This window comes from Cryobacterium sp. AP23, from assembly GCF_054075385.1.
Window position 1 is genome coordinate 3,387,904 of the sequence record NZ_CM133415.1, and the last position, 17,643, is coordinate 3,405,546.

General features: G+C 64.2%; 14 protein-coding genes. 9 read left to right on the forward strand and 5 right to left on the reverse strand.

Features of this window, described 5'->3' with window-relative positions; translation table 11 throughout:
- Nucleotides 1-204: 204 nt before the first annotated feature.
- The 3 genes from ACU5E9_RS16015 (at nucleotide 205) to ACU5E9_RS16025 (ending at nucleotide 5,419) form a co-directional block, all read left to right on the forward strand.
- Nucleotides 205-855: a response regulator transcription factor gene (locus ACU5E9_RS16015; RefSeq protein ID WP_456810882.1), complete on the forward strand. Its 651-nt coding sequence runs from the start codon at nucleotides 205-207 to the stop codon at nucleotides 853-855.
- Nucleotides 852-3,329, forward strand: coding sequence for a hypothetical protein (locus tag ACU5E9_RS16020; protein ID WP_456810883.1), 2,478 nt, complete (start codon nucleotides 852-854; stop codon nucleotides 3,327-3,329). The genes ACU5E9_RS16015 and ACU5E9_RS16020 overlap by 4 nt, the downstream gene beginning before the upstream one ends.
- A 452-nt stretch (nucleotides 3,330-3,781) precedes the next feature.
- A complete protein-coding gene (locus tag ACU5E9_RS16025; RefSeq protein WP_456810884.1) occupies nucleotides 3,782-5,419 on the forward strand; it encodes an MSCRAMM family protein in 1,638 nt (545 codons plus the stop codon).
- Between the two features lie 6 nt (nucleotides 5,420-5,425).
- On the opposite strand, the gene ACU5E9_RS16030 is transcribed toward ACU5E9_RS16025, so the two are convergent.
- On the reverse strand, nucleotides 5,426-6,154 hold the full coding sequence (locus tag ACU5E9_RS16030; RefSeq protein WP_456810885.1) for a CPBP family intramembrane glutamic endopeptidase: 729 nt from the start codon (nucleotides 6,152-6,154) through the stop codon (nucleotides 5,426-5,428).
- Between the two features lie 137 nt (nucleotides 6,155-6,291).
- Between ACU5E9_RS16030 and ACU5E9_RS16035 the strand changes: the two genes are divergently transcribed.
- From ACU5E9_RS16035 to ACU5E9_RS16055, 5 genes are all read left to right on the forward strand, one after another.
- On the forward strand, nucleotides 6,292-7,734 hold the full coding sequence (locus ACU5E9_RS16035) for a polysaccharide biosynthesis tyrosine autokinase (protein WP_456810886.1): 1,443 nt from the start codon (nucleotides 6,292-6,294) through the stop codon (nucleotides 7,732-7,734).
- Nucleotides 7,731-8,366, forward strand: coding sequence for an arsenate reductase/protein-tyrosine-phosphatase family protein (locus tag ACU5E9_RS16040; RefSeq protein ID WP_456810887.1), 636 nt, complete (start codon nucleotides 7,731-7,733; stop codon nucleotides 8,364-8,366). Before ACU5E9_RS16035 ends, ACU5E9_RS16040 begins: the two co-directional genes overlap by 4 nt.
- Before the next feature lie 369 nt (nucleotides 8,367-8,735).
- Nucleotides 8,736-9,335, forward strand: coding sequence for a hypothetical protein (locus tag ACU5E9_RS16045; protein WP_456810888.1), 600 nt, complete (start codon nucleotides 8,736-8,738; stop codon nucleotides 9,333-9,335).
- 22 nt (nucleotides 9,336-9,357) lie between these two features.
- Nucleotides 9,358-10,839, forward strand: coding sequence for a sugar transferase (locus ACU5E9_RS16050; RefSeq protein ID WP_456810889.1), 1,482 nt, complete (start codon nucleotides 9,358-9,360; stop codon nucleotides 10,837-10,839).
- Nucleotides 10,840-11,306: 467 nt separating this feature from the next.
- A complete protein-coding gene (locus tag ACU5E9_RS16055) occupies nucleotides 11,307-11,534 on the forward strand; it encodes a hypothetical protein (protein ID WP_456810890.1) in 228 nt (75 codons plus the stop codon).
- Nucleotides 11,535-12,056: 522 nt separating this feature from the next.
- Here ACU5E9_RS16055 and ACU5E9_RS16060 read toward each other — a convergent pair.
- Both ACU5E9_RS16060 and ACU5E9_RS16065 read right to left on the reverse strand, forming a co-directional pair.
- Nucleotides 12,057-13,361: a hypothetical protein gene (locus ACU5E9_RS16060; RefSeq protein ID WP_456810891.1), complete on the reverse strand. Its 1,305-nt coding sequence runs from the start codon at nucleotides 13,359-13,361 to the stop codon at nucleotides 12,057-12,059.
- 103 nt (nucleotides 13,362-13,464) lie between these two features.
- Entirely contained in the window at nucleotides 13,465-13,665 is a 201-nt protein-coding gene (locus ACU5E9_RS16065; protein WP_456810892.1) for a hypothetical protein, read from the reverse strand.
- Between the two features lie 145 nt (nucleotides 13,666-13,810).
- On the opposite strand from ACU5E9_RS16065, the gene ACU5E9_RS16070 reads away from it, so the two are divergent.
- Entirely contained in the window at nucleotides 13,811-14,878 is a 1,068-nt protein-coding gene (locus tag ACU5E9_RS16070; RefSeq protein WP_456810893.1) for an acyltransferase family protein, read from the forward strand.
- Between the two features lie 917 nt (nucleotides 14,879-15,795).
- On the opposite strand, the gene ACU5E9_RS16075 is transcribed toward ACU5E9_RS16070, so the two are convergent.
- Complete coding sequence (locus ACU5E9_RS16075; protein ID WP_456810894.1) at nucleotides 15,796-16,410, reverse strand: acyltransferase; 615 nt, start codon at nucleotides 16,408-16,410, stop codon at nucleotides 15,796-15,798.
- Nucleotides 16,349-17,629, reverse strand: a complete 1,281-nt coding sequence (locus ACU5E9_RS16080) for a hypothetical protein (RefSeq protein ID WP_456810895.1) — start codon at nucleotides 17,627-17,629, stop codon at nucleotides 16,349-16,351. The genes ACU5E9_RS16075 and ACU5E9_RS16080 overlap by 62 nt, the downstream gene beginning before the upstream one ends.
- Nucleotides 17,630-17,643: the final 14 nt, after the last annotated feature.

The following is a 17,643-nucleotide window of genomic DNA, read 5'->3' on the forward strand; positions in this document are numbered from 1 at the left end:
GAGCGGGGGCGCTCAATCGACCTCGGTCGAGAGCACCCCACGCCAGCCCCCCCGGCTGTTCCCCTCAACCAGATTAGGGAACCGCCGAAGCGGCCGAAAGCCGTTACTTATCAGGGCACCCAATTCGGGGGACAGCTGTCACCCATCCAGCCCCGACCGCCCACCCCCTCCCGCACCACGACCAGCCCCACGAAGGAGCACCGCATGCACCGCTATCGGGTCGCCCTGATCGACGATCATGAGATCGTGGCGCGCGGTTTCGCCGGGCTCTTCGCCACCATCCCCGACATCGAGGTGGTGACCACCGTCGCCACCGTCGCCGAGCTGCGCGCCGCCGTGCCCGACGGCCAGGTCGACCTGGTCATCCTCGACCTGCGCCTCTCCGACGGTTCCACCGTCAGCGACAACGTCGACCGGTTGCGCGCCACCGGCGCCGAGGTGCTCGCCTTCACCGGCGGTGACGACGCCGTGCTGATGCGCGCCGCCGCCCGCGCCGGGGTGCTCGGCGTGGTGCGCAAGTCCGAACCGGCCGAGGTGCTCCTCGACGCCGTCACCCGGGCGGCGGCGGGGGAGACCATCGCCTCCACCGAGTGGGCCGCGGCACTGGATGGCGACCCCGACCTCGCCGACGCCGGCCTCAGCCCGCGCGAACGCGAGGTGCTCTCCCTCTACGCCGCCGGCGCGAAGGCGCCGCTCGTGGCCTCGCACACCGGCCTGTCCGAGCTCACCGTGGTGGACTACATCCGCCGGGTGCGCTCCAAGTACGAGAAGGTGGGCCGCCCGGCGAACACCAAGATCGACCTCTACAAGCGCGCCCTGGAAGACGGCATCCTGCCCATCCCCGGCCGGTCATGACCGACTCCGGCCTGACCACGACCGGCCCGACGACGCTCGGCCTGCTCCAGACCGGACCCACCCGCACCACACCATCGAGCACACCACCCGCTCCGGCCGACAGTCCCGGCACCGGCCGGACCGGACCGGCCCTGTCCGCCACCGCCAACCTCAGCAAGGTGCTCGGTATCGCGGTCGGCGCGGCCGGAATCATCTTCGGCGCCCTGTCGCTGGGCCCCTACCTCGCTCAGGGCTGGCACCCCACGCCATTCCTGTCCGCCGCGGCCTGGCTCAGCGCGTTCGGCCTGCCCGTCGTGCTGGCTCTGTGCAGCGGATGGGCGCGGCGCCGCGTTCTGCACGCCATCGTCGCCCTGCAGGCCGTCTGCTACATCGTCATATGCCTGTTCTGGTTCCTGAATCCCGGCCCGTTGCCGGTGGGCGCCGAGATCCCGTGGATGATCACCTACACCGGGGTGCCCGCCGTCGCGGTGGCCGTGTTCGCCGGCCCCCGCCTCACCTGGACCTTCACCGTTGTTGCCGTCGCGCTCAGCGGTCTGGTGCGGTTCCGCACCACCACCGAAGACACCCCGGTGCTCGTGGGCCTGGCCGACGCCCTCTTCTCGCTGCTGCTGGTGAGCGTGTTCGTGGCCCTCACCCTCACCGCCCGCCGCGCCGCCGCCCGGGTCGACGAGACCACCCTGCTCATCCGGCAGGCCGAGGCGCGCCGGGCCGCCCGGGTCGCCCGGCGGCAGGAGCGGCTGCGCATCGACGCCCTGGTGCACGACAGCGTCATCTCCACCCTGCTCATGGCCGGCCTCGGGCACAGCCCCCTGCCGGTGGTGTCCGCGCACGCGGCCAAGACGCTCAGGCAGCTCGACGCCCTGCGCGAGCCGCCGGTGCAACCGGTGGTCCTGGTCTCCGACCTCGTGCGTCGGCTCACCCGCCTGACCGCGCAAGTGGACCCGGATGCGCGCGTGCGGGTCGAGGACCCGGCCCGCCGCGCCGGCGGCGCGGTTGTGGAGCGCACCGTGCCCGCCGTTGTGGTGGCGGCCATGCTCGGCGCCGTCGGCGAAGCGCTGCGCAACTCCGTCGCCAACGCCGCCGGACAGCCCCGTCAGCCCGCCCCGCCCCGCCCCGCCGGCCCGGGGTGGGCCCCGCGGGTGCGCCGCACGGTCACCCTGATCAGCACGGTCGACGGCTGCGAGATCATCGTCAGCGACGACGGCGTCGGCTTCGACCCTGCCGCCGTGCCGCCGGAACGCCTCGGCATCTCGCAGAGCATCATCGGCCGCATGGAGCAGGTGCCCGGCGGCGCCGCGAACATCCGCTCCGCCCCCGGGCTCGGTACCGACATTGTGGTCAGCTGGGCCCCCGAGCGCCTCGTCGTGGGCACGGGCATCCGCACAGGCACGGGCAGCGCCCCCGCTCCGCGTCAGCCCGAGCGCCGCGCGGTCTCCCGGCAGGTCGTCCCCCTCGCCCCCGACCCCGCCGACCTGCGGTCGATGTCGCAGCCCATCGGACTCACCGTGGTCGCCGCGCGCAGCATCCTGGTGCTCTTCGGGGTGGTGCACGGCCTGCTCGCCCTCATCGACTTCGAGCCCGGCCGGCCGCACCTGCTGGCGATCGGCGCGTTCCTCGTGATCCTGCTGGCCGCGGCCGTGCTGATGATCCACTTCGACAGCCCGGTCCGGCGCCCGCGGATGTTCCTCATCCTGGGGCTCTGCAGCGTCGGGGCGATCCAGATGTTCGCCTACACGCCGGCCGTGAGCGAAGGCCCGTTTCCGCACTGGCACCTCGGCGCCATCACCCTGATCCTGCTGGTGCTCGCCTTCCGCGGGTACATCGGCTGGGCCTGGCTCGGTTATGTCGGCCTCGGCGTGCTCGCCCTGGTGTGGGCGATCGGCACCGATCAGCCGCCGCTCGCCGCGCTCATCCTGATCAGCCGGCACGCCGGCACCCTGCTGGCCGGCACTTTCTTCGTGGTGGGTCTGCGCCGCACCGAGCGCACCCTCGAGGTGCTCACGGCTGATGACATCACTCGCGCCACCTACGACGCCACCACCGTTGCCGCGATCGACGAACGCGAGGCGGAGCTGATGCGGGTGAACGCCCTCGCCCGGCCCACCCTGCGGCGGCTGGCCGAGCCCACCCCACTCACCGACGCGGAACGCGCGCAGTGCCTTCTCATCGAGGCCGGCCTCCGCGACGCCATCCGCGGCCGGGTCCTCTTCCTCGAACCGGTCATCACCGCCGTCGCCAACGCCCGGCAACGCGGCGTGGAGGTCACTGTGCTCGACGACAGCGCCGACACCCCGCCCGACGCCCTGCCCGCCCTCGCCCGCACCCTCGCCGACGTGCTCGACACCGTCGACGCCGGCCGGGTCACCATCCGCGTCCTCCCCGCCGGCCGGGCGGATGTGGCCACCCTCGTCATCGACGCCGCCACCCCCCGCCTCCTCTCCATCGACCCCACCGGCGCCCTCACCACCCCCTAACCGCACCCCGATCTCGGAGACTTAACCCCTCGCTGGTCGAGCTCGTCGAGACCCCGCAACCCGACCTCGCAATCGCTCCCATCCCGCTGGTCGAGCTCGTCGAGACCCCGCAACCCGCTCCCGCAACCGCGCCCACCCCGCTGGTCGAGCTTGTCGAGACCCCGTGACCGGACCTCGCAATCGCTCCCATCTCGCTGGTCGAGCTTGTCGAGACCCCGTGACCCGCTCTCGCAATCGCCCCCATCTCGCTGGTCGCCTGTCGAGACCCCGCAATCCGACCTCGCAATCGCTCCCATCTCGCTGGTCGAGCTTGTCGAGACCCCGCGACCTCGGAATGTGCCCTGAACCGGGGTGTTAAACCCCTTGTCCAACCCCCTTCCGCGAATAGGCTGGTGCAACTGGGCTCGATGGGGTGCTCTTCAGCACACCAGTCGGAATCAGGGGGAAACGTCATGCCACGTCGTTCACCGATCCGACCTGCCCGTACCCGACTGGCCACCCGCGCCAGCATCGGGGTTGCGGCCCTCGTCGGCACGCTCCTGATCGTGGTTCCCACGGCCACGGCCATCGCCGCGCGCCCGGCCACCGTGCCCGCAGCAACCACCGAGACGCCCGCTCCGACGGACCCACCGGTCGGCACCCCATTGCAGACCGCCACCGCCAGCCCAACGGCGAACGCCACGCCCACGCCCTCGACCTCCGAGACGCCGAGCCCCACCGCGACAGCCACACCCACGCCGACTGCGACTTCGACTCCCACGGCCACCGCGACACCGACCCCCACGGCCACAGCAACTCCCACGCCATCGGCCACCGCAACGCCCGCCCCCACTCAGCCCGCCTCCGGCGCCATCAACTCCACCAGCGTCACCGGCCGGGTCACCGACCAGGTCACCGGCGCACCGCTGGCCGGCGTCTCCGTGTACATCTACACCGAGGCCGGCGGCTACGGCACCGCGATCCCCATCACCACCACCGACGCCGACGGCAACTACACCTTCTACAGCCTCGACGTGCGCAGCTACACCCTCAACTTCGTCAGCAGTGACTACCGCAGCGAGTGGCTCGGCGGGGCCGCGGACCAGTCCGACGCCACCACCTTCCCGGTAGCCCTGGGTGAGGCCGTCGCCGGCATCGACGCGTCCCTCCTGCCCAACCACTCGATCAGCGGCACTGCCACGTTCGCCGGATCCTCCGTCGAAAGCCTTGCCGGCACCACGGTCTCCGCCTATGCCCCCAACGGCTCGTTGCGCGGCTCCGCCACCACGAGCCCCGATGGCGGTTACACCATCGCCGACCTCATCCCCGGCAGCTACACCGTCCGCTTCACCCCGCCGGTCGGCAGCGCTTTCGTCGGCCAGTGGTGGCACGACCAGACCCACCCCAGCACCGCCGCCCCGGTCAAGCTCGCGGTCGACACCGCCGTCACCGGCAAGAACGTCGCCCTCGCCGCCGCTGCCACCGTCACCGGCCGCATCACCGCCAGCACCACCGGTGCCGCCATCCCCGGCGCCTGGGTGTACGCCTACGCCACCGACCGATCCGGCGACCTGGTCGGCGGCAGCATCGCAGCCGCCAGCACCAACGCCAACGGCGACTACACCCTCAGCGGCCTCGCCGCGGGCACCTACACCCTGCAGTTCTCCGGCGGCAGCGCCAACGGCAGCGACGCCTACCTGCGCGAATGGCAGGGCAACACCACCCGGCCCAACGCCGAGTCCTTCACCCTCACGGCCGGCCAGACCGTCGCCAACACGGATGCGGCGCTCACGCCGACCGCGTCCATCAGCGGCACCGTCTTCGCGGCCGGCGCCCGCAACGTGGGCCTGAACGCGGCGACGGTGTCCGCCGTTGCTGCCAACGGGGGAGTGGCCGCAACGGCCACCACCAACGGCAGCGGTGACTACACGCTGACCGGCCTCAAACCGGGCCGGTACACGCTGCGCTTCGCCGCACCCGACGGCACCAGCTTCGGCAGCACCTGGTGGCACGACTCGGCGAGCAACAAGAGTGCCGGCGTCATCCGCGTCACCGCCGGCGAGGTCGTCACCGGTAAGACCGCCGAACTGGCCACCAACCCCGCCAAGTAGCCGCGTCTACCCCAGGGTGGCCGGCAGCACAACGAGTGCATTGAACACCAGGTGCGCCACGATCGCCCCACCAAGTCGCCCGGTCACCGCAGCCAACGCTCCGGCGCCCAGGCCGAACAGCAAAGTCGACAGCCCGATCACCAGGGCGGCGGTGGGGGAGCCGGCGTTGATCAGGTGGATGAGCGCGAACGTGGTGGCGCTCACGCCCACCGCGATGCCGAGCGTCCACCGCTGAGCGGCTCCGTTGTCGGCGGCGGCCCGGCTCACGGCCCGCAGCACCAGGCCACGGAAGAACAGTTCCTCAATAAAGGGGGAAACCACCACGGGCGCCAAAATCATCGCGAACACCCACCACAGGTCATGGGCCGGTTCGCCGAGGATCGCACCAGCCGAACCCATCTGCCCATAACCGGCGATCTCCAGGATGGTCGCGAGCACTCGGGCGATCACGCCGAGGGTGAGCCCCCACAGCAGGTCGAGCGGTCGAAAGCGCAGGCCGATGTCGCGCCCGAGTGAACGGGATCCGAACACGAAACAAAAAGTTAACACGGCCGCCAGCAGCGGCACCCAGACGACGAGGTAGCTCAGTAGCTCCCCCAACGGCGGGTCACGGATCACTCCGCGCATGAACAGCTCGTTCAGCAGCATGACCAGTACAACGGCCGTAACAAGCCCGACCGCGGCAACGCCCAGCCCGGAACGCTGCCCGGAAACGCGGTCGTGAGCTGATGTCATGAAGCCCAAACTAGCGGTTCGAGGGGTTGCGCATTGCTTCATCTGGTGGAAGACCTCCGACCGAAATGTGGGAGCATATCTTGGGGGCGCAGCATCCGGCCTCCAACCTGGCACGAGCACCAAGGAAAGGCCGCTTAGTGGAACTTCGCGACTACATTCGCATCCTGCGCAAGAGCTGGGTACTGATCGTCCTCTTCACACTCGTCGGTGTCGGTGCCGCTGCGGCATATTCGCTCACGCAGACGGCCCAGTACAGCGCAACGGCCAAGGTTTTCGTCTCTACTCAGTCGACGGGTACAGCCTCGGACCTCGTGCAGGGAAACAGCTTTACGGTGCAGCGAGTTAAGACTTATTCCGACTTGGTCTCAACGCCCATTGTGCTGCTACCGGTTATCGGCTCCCTCGAACTTGGAATCACCTCTGACCAGCTCGCAACCCGTGTAGCCGCATCTGCACCCCTCGACACGTCCATCATCGATATCACCGTCACCGATGAAGACCCGGTTCGTGCCGCCGAGACCGCGAACGCGATTTCGGCAAGCCTCACGGCCGTCGTTGAGGAGATCGAGACTCCGATGGCGGATGACTCAATCTCTCCGGTCAAGCTCACCCGCGCTCAAGAGGCCACAGTGCCATCCGTGCCGGTCAGCCCGAACGTTCCGATCAACATAGCCCTCGGCGGACTGGTGGGCCTAGCGCTCGGAGTCGGCCTCGCCGTGCTGCGCGAAACCCTTGAGACGCGTATCCGGAACGAGCACGACGTAGAGGGCGTGACTAACGTTGCCATTCTCGGTGGCATCGTTTTCGACCCCAAGGCACAGGACCGCCCGCTAATCGTGCACGTGGACCCGCGCAGCCCTCGCGCCGAGTCCTTCCGAACCCTGCGAACCAACCTGCAGTTCCTCGATGTCGGTCGTACAGACCGCAGCTTCGTCATCACGTCGTCGATTGAGAGTGAAGGCAAGAGCACCACCGGCGCCAATCTGGCCATCGCGCTAGCGGATGCGGGCTCGCGAGTTCTCCTCATCGACGCAGACCTCCGCCGCCCCAAGGTCGCTGACTACATGGGTGTCGAAGGCGCAGTCGGCCTCACCGACGTGCTCATCGGCCGAGCTGAGCTCGACGATGTCATCCAGCCCTGGGGCCGCGCACAGCTGTTCGTGCTACCCGCCGGCCATGTGCCCCCCAACCCGAGCGAGCTGCTCGGTTCAGCGCGGATGAGTCACTTCATCGGCGAGTTCAACCGGATGTTCGACGTCGTCATCTACGACACGCCACCGCTGCTGCCAGTCACCGACGCGGCAATCCTGGCAAAGAACGTTGGCGGTGCCATCATCGTGGTCGCCGCGGGCCGCACCCAAAAGAACCAGCTCAAGGGAGCGATTTCTGCGCTCGAAAATGTGGGCGCACCAGTCTCCGGTCTCGTACTCACGATGCTGCCGACCAAGGGTCCGGATGCATATGGCTACAACCGCTACGGATATGGCTACGGTTACGGGTACGGCGACGAGGTCACCACCGAGGAACCGACCCGCCGCGAGCGTGCCCAGCAGGCGAAGCGGGCCAGGATAAAGAAATGACCGACGTGGGGGCCATGGCAAGCGACGCGTTCACGGTACTTATAGTGTGCACCGGTAACATCTGCCGGTCGCCCGTGGCCGAGCGACTACTCCGCGCCCAGACCGCCGCCCGGGGCCTACCCGTGGTTGTGCACAGCGCCGGCACGCAGTCCATGGTCGGCCACGACATGACCCCCGAGGCGGCCCACCTCGCCGCCCACTATGGCGCCGACCCCGCTGGCCATGCGTCGCAACAGCTAACCGAGCAGCTGATCACCGACGCCGATCTGATCCTCACGGCGACCCGAGAGCACCGCAGCAAGGTAGTTTCGCTGCACCCCCGCGCGGCCCGCTACACGTACACCCTCAACCAGTTCGTCAGGCTCCTGCCCGCGGCCGTCGAATCGTTGACCGATCCGTTGGTCGAGCTTGTCGAGACCCCGCGACCCGACCTCGCCACGCAACTCCGCGCCCTGGTCGCCGAGGTAGCAGCCACCCGAGGCTTCTCCCCGCCCCCGCCCCACCCCGACGACGACGACATCGAAGACCCCTACCGCCAGTCCACCGCGGTCTACGCTCGTGTCGGCGCAATCCTCAACTCCACGGTCACTCAAATCACTGAAAGTTTTGCCGCCGTAACGAGCGCACGCTGACCCATGCCCCGCCCTCCTCGCTACAAACCCCGCGATTCTTCGCGCCGACGCCTGTGGATTTACCTGGCCGTCATTGCGTTCCTGCTAATAGATGTCCTGTTGATTTCCTGGGCCCTCGGCTCCCGGGCGCCCGGCGCTCCGGCGACCACACCCGGGCCTATCCCCACCTTCGCGCCAGAATCAAACGCCACGCCTACCCCAACCGCGGCTGCGGCCACCGTCGCGATTCCACCCACACGCATTTTGTCCGCCTTGGATGGCGCCACCGCATGGCGGGCCACTACGGGGGAGTGCCCAGCCGTCGTAGCAGTTCCAGAATTTACGACCGATGCCGGTCAGACCTGGCAGCCCACTGATGCCACCGAGGAGGTGCAGCTCACCGCCCCTCAAAGCATCAACGTGGTATCCGACTCACAGGTGGAAATCGTGGGTCTAGCCGCCGACGACTGCTCCCCGCAATTCGTGCGGTCGTTCGTCGCAGGCGAGGACTACTCCACGAACGCCAACCTCTTAGACGACCAGTGGTACGTCGACCCGGCCGATCGCGCCACTGTACACACTCCTTCCCGTGAGGTTGAGGCACCCTGTGCCTCAGTGGTAAATCTGGTGGGCAGGCCTGATAGTGGCGGAGCCGCCGCCATCACCTGTGCGGATACAAACGTGTTCACCACCGCCGACTTCGGCGAGACGTGGAGTGTCCCTTTAAGAGGGGACGGGATTGTTAATCTGGCCGTAACTGAGATGGGATACCTTATAGCTACGGTCGGTCTCCCGGAATGTGCGGGGGTGCAGCTGATCGCCCTTTCGGTTAACCCCACGACGGCCACCCCGACAGGCTGTCTCCCAGTCGATGCACCAGCGGAGACCATGCAGGGCAATGTCGCCGTCTCGGAAGCCGCCGGCACCCTCTGGGTCTGGGCCGGTGATTCCGTGATGCGATCCATCGATCAGGGGACATCGTGGCAGTAGTTTCGTGCCGCGTGGGGGACACATGAGCAAGCTTGCACCAGCGGGGACTCCCGTAAGCGTCAACGCTGGTCGCAACTGGCGCGACGTGTATGCGGGGCGGCTTGTGATCACCGACCTACTCGTGCTCATATGGGTCGTTTTCGGAGTTCAAATCGCTTGGTTCGGAGTCTCATCTGCCGACGTGCGATTTGGTGGAAATCTGACCGAAATTGCCGTGAGCTACACCGCGATTTCAATAACCATTATTGCCACCTGGATGCTCATGCTCGGCATTTATGGCAGTCGCGGATACCGAGTTCTCGGCACCGGTCCGCAGGAGTATCGCCAAGTTGCTGACGGGACTGTTCGGCTTTTCGGACTCGTTGCAATCGTGTCCTTTCTGTTCCAAATTGAATTCGCGCGAGGGTACATCCTGATCGCTTTTCCCTTGGGACTAGTTGTACTCATTCTGTCCAGGTGGATCTGGCGAATATGGCTCGGCGCCCAGCGGCTAGATGGCAAGTACTCGTCTCGCGTCCTCTTGGTCGGTTCGTTGGACTCGGTCGTGCACCTCGCTCGCGAGCTTGCGAGACAATCTGCGGCGGGTTATCTGGTGGTTGGCGCGTGCATCCCCGGGGGGCATTCACTACCGCGCCTCCCCGGTTCGATGATTCCCGTCTTCCAAGACATCGACAAGCTCCAAGAGGCCATGGCAACGGTCGATGCCGACACCGTGGTCGTCACTAGTAGCGATGAGCTGCCGCCGCAGCGGATGCGAGAGCTGAGTTGGAGTTTGGAACCCGGGCATCAGCACCTCGTTGTGGCGCCGAGCCTCACGGATATCGGGGGTCCGCGAATTCACACTCGTCCTGTGGCGGGCCTCCCACTTATTCACGTGGAGACGCCAAGGTACGAGGGTAAGCGACTGTTCGCCAAGCGAGCCTTTGATTTGATAGCGGCTGCTATGTTGATCTTGCTGTTGTCACCGTTCTTGGCGCTCATCGCCATTGCCATCCGACTCAGCACGCCCGGTACGGTATTCTTCCGACAGGAGCGGGTCGGCATCAATGGAGCTCACTTTGAGATGCTCAAGTTTCGGTCAATGGTTGTAGACGCTGAAAGCCAGCTGGTCAGTTTGAGGGGGGAGGCAAGGGCAGAAGGCAATGCGGTGATGTTCAAGATGAAGAATGATCCGCGAATCACTCCAATTGGTGGGTTCCTGCGACGTTTTAGCTTGGACGAATTACCTCAGTTGTTCAATGTCTTTGGTGGGTCCATGTCATTGGTTGGACCTCGTCCCTCATTAGAAAGCGAAGTCAGCGAGTACGAGACACACGTGCATCGTCGATTCCTCGTGAAGCCTGGCATCACTGGATTGTGGCAAGTGAGCGGACGCTCCAACCTTTCGTGGGAGGACACGGTTCGCCTGGACCTCTATTACGTCGAGAACTGGTCCATCACTGGGGATATAGCGATCTTGTGGCGCACGGCAAGGGCAGTAGTTGCCCGAGAAGGTGCCTATTAGCCGGCACCAACCCGATAGAACTGCCTTCGGCTGATTAGTCTTGGTTGACACATCGCCGGTGTGGTGAGTAGGTCATCGCTTTCCGGTCTTTCTGCCGGGCCCCACCCGATCCCTCTGCGGAAACGTGTCGCTTCCGGAAGGCATGGCGGATATTCAGCCTGGCCCGGCCGGGCTACGGAAACTCACCGTTCCACTGCCGCGACCCATTAGGTGCTGGCCAGTTCGGTCTGGGTCGACGAGCGCCAGGTACCGCGGATCGAGCGGTCGATCGAACGATGGCCGTGGGGCCGTGCGCCGACGTCTCATCGGGCGCCGACGGGGCTAGTTGTCGACGCATTCGCGGTGGGTGAGGGTGTTATTCACAGCCAGGCGGGCGATACCCCCTTGTCCAGGTCGCCGTCGCTGTTCGGGTCAAGGGCGCCGAACTCCGGCCCCAGAACCGGGTGCCAGACCCCGCGGATCGGCTCGTGCACCCGGCCTGGTTCCAGGTGCAGTGGGACTTCTGGTTCTCGCACGAGGCCCTGACGCATGGTTACGACCAGGTCGATACACAACCAGTGATGGCGATGACGTCGACCGTCTCCGAATTCATCCAAGAACGCACGCTGCCGACCCGGACGATTTCGGATCTGCTCGGCGGAATTTGGTCGAAGGTCGAGGAAGCCAGCGCGGTGCCGATAACTAATCGGACATAGGCCGGGGCAAGCTGACACAGCCCGCCGTCGCGTTCGGCTGCACGCGAAGCGCCCAAATCAGGCACCTCAAGGCCCGCGACCCTGACTCCAAGTCTCACCGTACGTTCACCTAACGCCACGACTCCAACGAACAATTCGACGTCTGGCTGCCGATCGCGAACAACCTGCTTTCCGGGTCCCGTGGGGTCCGGCCCACGACGCCGCGAACCGGTTTTTCCACTCGCCTCGTTCCGTTACGACCAGGCGTCGCTGGTCCTGACGAGCAAAACCTGCCCGGGTCTGGGAACGGAGCTTCTGGTCAGTTTCCCTCAGCCACATCGGCGCTCAGGTGGATATTCGCGTGATGGACACGATGCTGGAGGTTTCTCACAATGACTAGCCGGATCAGCCGCCTGGTGTCGGGCAGCACGTTGGTATCAGTCAAACCAAGTTGACCTGCCTGAGGGGGTGCGGCCTTCAAACTTGTGCGACGCTGGCTCGGCCCCGCCGTTTTATGCTGGAGGTCGCCGAGCTGGGCTGGGTCTAGACAGATGTGGCGACATAGTTCATAACAGCGGGGCTGGCACCTTTATCATTTTGTCGTGAGACGAGGGCTTCACGGTGCAGGACGAACGCCATAACAAGGACGAACATCACGCCGTTCTCGAAGTACTCGCCCATCCGCAGCAGGATGACTGCGAACGCTGCGAGGCACGCGATCGCGATCGGTCGATTGATCCCGGCGCGGATCGCTCGAATGAATGCCATGACGGTCGCCGCGATGATCGCTACTCCGAAGATTCCCAACTCGGCGACCATCCGAAGGAGGAACGACGTCGCCGAGCCGCTACCCGGGAGGGTCTCGCGGTACACGGGGACCTGGTAGCCGCCGATATAGTGCTCGAAGACCACGTTGTACAAGCCGAATCCGGCTCCGAACCACTGGTTCTCGGTCAGCGACTGGATCGTGATCGCCGAGTTTACAGCGAGAGCGTAGCTGCTCAGGTTCGCTCCGGTGCTGGTGGTCACGCCGAGCTCGAGGAGCGTGAGCGTGTCCTGCAGTCTGAGCTGCACAAACTCCTGCTGCAACATCCAGTAAACAGCGAGAGCGAGCGCGGGGATGATGAGGATCAGCAGGCCAATGCGGCGCAGCCGCATCCCCGCGACGATGGCGATCACTGCTGCGGCGACGAGGCCGAGGTAACCATTCGATGAGGTCGAAAGGATAATCGCGGCCACGGTGCCAATAGCGGGCCAGGACACCCGGAACATCGTAACGAACCGCACTACGTAGTAGGCGCCGGCCGGTAAGAGTGCGCATGCGTAGAACGCTGGCTCGATGCTTAGACCGGAGATGCCGAGGTACGCTCCGTACTCCTTCGCTCCAGTGGGCAGGAAGCCGAAGACGTCGACATGTGCGACGAGGAAGATCACCTCTTGCGCGATGCCGACAGTCGCGAAGAACGTCGCAACCTTAAGATACTCGCCGAAGAACGCCTGTACGCTGCGGCCGGCGAGGACGAAGGCCGCGTAAAACGCGGCGATCATGAAGACGGCGAGGGCGACGCGTGCCGATGAATCGAGTACGCGGTCGACGACCGCAGCGAACGTTGGCTCCGTCGCCAAGATTGACACGCACGACGCAGTCATCAGCAGGAAGAACAGCCCGAGTACTCCCGCCGGAACCAGGTGCCTGCTCGCCAGCATCGTCAGTATTAATGCGAGCGCGAGCACGATGTGCGTGACCTGCACACCACCCAGATCTACGACAACGTCGAGACCGGAGAGGAATGCCGTCGCGAGGGCGAGCCGGATCAGTCCCCGATGGAACCGGGAAACATCTGCCACCTCAAGTTCAAGCCGTGAGGTGGATGCCTCAGCTCGCGCGTTCGTGCGAACCGGCATCAATCGACCCAGCCGAAGCAGAAGATCAGGTCACAGACGCAAATGATCACGCCCCCCACCCGCCGTTGTCATTGCGCCGAATGAGTTGTGCCCGGTTTACACGGATCCTCCCCAAGGCGAGGGCAGTCGCCCCGAACAGGAGATCGAAGTACTTCTGGTCGAGCGGCGGGTCAGCGTTCGCGACCACGCCGAGGGTGAAGGCAGTGATGGCATTTGTCGCGCGGGTCCGGCTCGGCTCACTGGTCATGACGACCATCTTCCCATTGCAACGTTTCGACCGTGTAACCGATGACTCCATATCAACGTCGCTCGCGCCCCGTCCACTAAGCTCACTTGCGCAAGGAGCTGCGGGCAAAGGCGGGCGCGCTCCTTCCTAGAAAGGACGATACGCCATGGGCGCGCACAGCAACAAACTTCAGTCCCAGCTGCCTCAATTGACGGGTCTGCGCGGGCTCGCTGCCGCTATCGTTTTCGTCTCGCACGCGGCCATCGTTGGGTTTCTCCCTCCGGTGTTCGGGCACGGGTTCGGGCAGGTCGGGGTGATGATCTTTTTCGTCTTGAGCGGCTTCCTCATGGCGCACCTCTATATCCGGAGAGAGCCGAGCGCGGAGAACCTCGCCGCGTACGCGCGAGCTCGCATCGGACGCGTTGTGCCCCTGTACCTTGTCCTTGTGATCATCTCCGTCGTGATTTCCAATTTTGTATGGGATGACTTCCGTTACGCGCTGCCCTTGAGCGACCCTGCACTGATCATGCGATCACTGCTGTTCATCGAAGCGCCGTGGGAGCTATGGACAATTCCCGTGGAGGTCCAGTTCTATCTGGTGTTCGTCCTAACTTGGGTGCTTTTTCGGAAGCTGGGTGCCTGGTCGGTCGTCCTCATTGCGGTGGCCGTGTCGATTCCAGCGGTCATCTACCTCGGGTTACTCGACACCAAGCCGTCCATCCTGCCGACATACGGATTCGCATTCTTCATCGGCGCTCTCACAGCCGTGCACCTCCCAAGGATAAAGCGGGCGCTCACCGGCCGGGTGCCGGCGGTGGGAGGGATCGTGTTCCTCGCGCTGTTGTTTGTAAATACTCCGGGCTTCCGAGAACAGCTCGGACTATCGATCTCGCCGGGAGCGGGGTACATGTCCACCTGGCTCGACCCGATCACTTGGCTGATCGTATACGGGCTGTTTCTGAGTTGCTTATTGGTGTTGCCCTCACTGCGGTTCCTTGACTCGAAACCGTTCACAGTTCTCGGAGATATCTCCTACGGGCTTTACCTACTGCACTTCCCTATTCTGGAGCTTGCAGCGCATTTCCTTGGGGTTAACGTGCTCAGCTTCCTCGCCGCGACCCTGGCGTCCGCTGGGCTCGCATGGCTTTCGTACCGATTCTTCGAGGTGCCGACAATGCGGCTCATTCGTGGGCATTCGAAGAGGTTATCGCCGGCCGCCTCGCTCACCGCGTGATCTGCACCTAGACCCCTCATCTGCAACACCTCGCCCGGCGCCGTTCGTACGCCGGGCGGCGTCCGGACGCTCTGCCACGAGCCGAAGCGTCCTGTCAGATTTCGTGACGGAATATTCGCCCGAAGCCAACAAATAGTGCCCTGCAAGATGCGACGTTGGTCTTCGAGCGGGCGACCTACAGAATTCTTCGACGGCGGCATTAACGGCTCGTGGCGAGCCCGCTCGCTGGAAAACAACACGGCCGAACATGGCACCCTCCGACACCGCCAGTCAGGCCCGTTTGGATTTGGGGTACGACCCAGCCGACCTAAACTCGGGATGACCGCGATGAGACCGCTGCTGAAAACTCGTCGAACATCGTAACAAACGCGTCCTTGGGTACGTCGAGGGCGACGATTTTACTGGCGCGTAGCGCTTAGAGGTGCCGGTATTCCACAGTAAGTGGCAACAAGATTGCGGGGTGCTAGGAAGATTCCAGCCCGAGTGTCCGGGCCGCTTTATGGCAGTCCCCCTGGCCGCCCTGTGCACGGGCACAATCGTTGCGATGCCGACGCATGTCGATCTGACCAAGGCTGATGACTCGGGCGTTGTCGGCGAGGCGGTTCAGATCAAGTCCACCGCGGCCCGGTCGGGCAGCTCCGCAACCCAGTGCGGGGGTCCAGGCTTCGTGGCGATCATTCGCGCGATGATTAGCATCGCGCAGTTCTCACATAACGGAATTCACAACGACTGTTGGCGTGAGGCCCACACCGCATGCGCGATATCAGCCTGTGCTCGTTCAGATTAAAGCGCCCAAACTCAACAAAGCGTAACCAGCAAGGCCCGAACCACTTTGACTAGTCGATATCAACCATCGGCCCGATGAAAGCGGCACGAAATGGACGAAGTGAGTCCACTCAGTGTGAGATCGCACGTATCTACCGTTGAACGCGATCCCAATCATCCGTCTCGGGGTTGTATTGCTTCACTATGCGAGCGGGGACGCCAGCTATCACGCTGTGCGGTGGGAATTCTCCTCGCACAACGGCGTTCGCTCCGACAACGCACCCGTCGCCGAGAACGGTGCCAGCTTGGAGGCGAGCGCCCATTCCAATGAAACAATTCCTCCCCAGCTCAGTACGGGAGTAGATCATCGGTTGCTTGTGGACTGGGAGGTTCACCTCCCGATATTCATGGTCGATGTCCGTAACCATGGCTCCTCCCAAGATCGTCGTTCCGGATCCGATGTGCAGATCACCCATGCACGCGACGTGAAAATCCTGTCCGATAGTAACGTCCTCATGGATAAAGAGTCGCCCTTTCAGGTGAGTCTCCGCGCGGAGTCCTGGGAAGATGCGTACCCGCCGGTCTATGAAGATCTTCCGAGATCCAAGTAGGAATGTAGTTGGACCCAAGTAAGACGGCATCTTGAGGCGGCCGAAGGTGGGGCTCAGCACAAGTGCGCGAAATGCCCACCATGCTTTCCTGAAATTATGCATCGAGTGTCCCATCGGTGAACAGGGCCTCGCGGAGCCGCTCGGCCTGGTTAGCATCTTCGTTGAACCACATCTTCAGTCTCTCGACACGGGTTCGTCCGCGATCCTCTGCAATCAGATCGGCTCTCATGGCCTCTAGCAACATTTCGTTGTTGCCGTAGCTTAATCCGTCTGTGCGAAATATCTGTGCGATGTTGCCGTCGTCGAGTACGTACACGGGCGAATCCGCGAGGAGCATTTCGATCGTCGCGCTTGAGGAGTGGCTGATGCTGAAGTCGACCGAGTCCAAGTAATGTGACGGCGCCATCGGTCCGATCGATATGCAGCGTTCGTTGGCCATCTTCTCGCAGCCTGCAGCGCCGTAGCTAGGATGAGCACGCACGACATATTTCAGATCTAGTGCTTGTGACAAGTGATTCGCAGCGTTCATGAGCGCAGGATTTGAAGCTGCGCCGTTTGCTCCGTTTAGGATGACACCGAACACGCCGCGCGGCTCACGCTCCAATACACTCTCTGGCCGGGCTCTGATCCATCCGCTCACGAGCATTCTTTCGGGTGATACACCAAATCGTTCAAACTCTGTAATAGTCGCCTCCCCCCAAGCAAGCATGCGGTCGCTCACAAAATTGGCGTACGCCTCTGCATCGGAAGAGATGTTCGTTGAATCGAGCACCCGATATTGGCCGTGCTGGGCAGTGATGGTTTCGATCCCCTGGCGCGCGGCGAGTTGAGCCATGAGGTTATCGTGCGGGAGAGCATCGGAGAAGGTGAATACTCGCCCGCGACCTTCGATGATCGTGGTAGACGAGCGCTCGGCAATGGAATGAAACTTGGCGATTAGAAGGGCTACACCGAATCGTTCGAGTATGCCGCCTTCGTATGCTTGAGCCGCACGAGTCGCCGTCGAGAGGCGCGAAAGTGTGTGCCAGAACTGGAACAGCGAAAACTCCTCATTCGACTCCACGAGTTGCCCATGGTCGCCTGCCAGCGCCTGCAACTGTGTTATCACGTAGTCGTAGTCTGGGCGTTTCTTATAGCGGTGAGAGTAAAAGAGGAGCAAGGGTCTCTTACTCCCGGATAATGTGAGCCGGGGCGAAAACCACAATGCCAGCGCGACCTTTTTTAGAAGACCCAATTTTGATCCGTTATACAGGTAGGTCGCGACGACCCGTGCGTAGTTGACGCCGTCGATCTCCGCCTCAGGACGCTGTTTGAACTGCTGAATCCTCGCATACCGGAGCCAGGCTTGGGACGTCGCTAGAGGCTCAAGTGTCATATCGGGCAGCATAT

What these genes read in the sequence shown, in the direction of transcription:
- ACU5E9_RS16015 (WP_456810882.1), top strand. Translation starts at nt 205, where the DNA reads ATGCACCGCTATCGGGTCGCCCTGATCGACGATCATGAGATCGTGGCG.
- ACU5E9_RS16030 (WP_456810885.1), bottom strand. Translation starts at nt 6,154, where the DNA reads ATGACATCAGCTCACGACCGCGTTTCCGGGCAGCGTTCCGGGCTGGGC.
- ACU5E9_RS16070 (WP_456810893.1), top strand. Translation starts at nt 13,811, where the DNA reads ATGGGCGCGCACAGCAACAAACTTCAGTCCCAGCTGCCTCAATTGACG.
- ACU5E9_RS16020 (WP_456810883.1), top strand. Translation starts at nt 852, where the DNA reads ATGACCGACTCCGGCCTGACCACGACCGGCCCGACGACGCTCGGCCTG.
- ACU5E9_RS16050 (WP_456810889.1), top strand. Translation starts at nt 9,358, where the DNA reads ATGAGCAAGCTTGCACCAGCGGGGACTCCCGTAAGCGTCAACGCTGGT.
- ACU5E9_RS16040 (WP_456810887.1), top strand. Translation starts at nt 7,731, where the DNA reads ATGACCGACGTGGGGGCCATGGCAAGCGACGCGTTCACGGTACTTATA.
- ACU5E9_RS16025 (WP_456810884.1), top strand. Translation starts at nt 3,782, where the DNA reads ATGCCACGTCGTTCACCGATCCGACCTGCCCGTACCCGACTGGCCACC.
- ACU5E9_RS16065 (WP_456810892.1), bottom strand. Translation starts at nt 13,665, where the DNA reads ATGACCAGTGAGCCGAGCCGGACCCGCGCGACAAATGCCATCACTGCC.
- ACU5E9_RS16080 (WP_456810895.1), bottom strand. Translation starts at nt 17,629, where the DNA reads ATGACACTTGAGCCTCTAGCGACGTCCCAAGCCTGGCTCCGGTATGCG.
- ACU5E9_RS16075 (WP_456810894.1), bottom strand. Translation starts at nt 16,410, where the DNA reads ATGCTAACCAGGCCGAGCGGCTCCGCGAGGCCCTGTTCACCGATGGGA.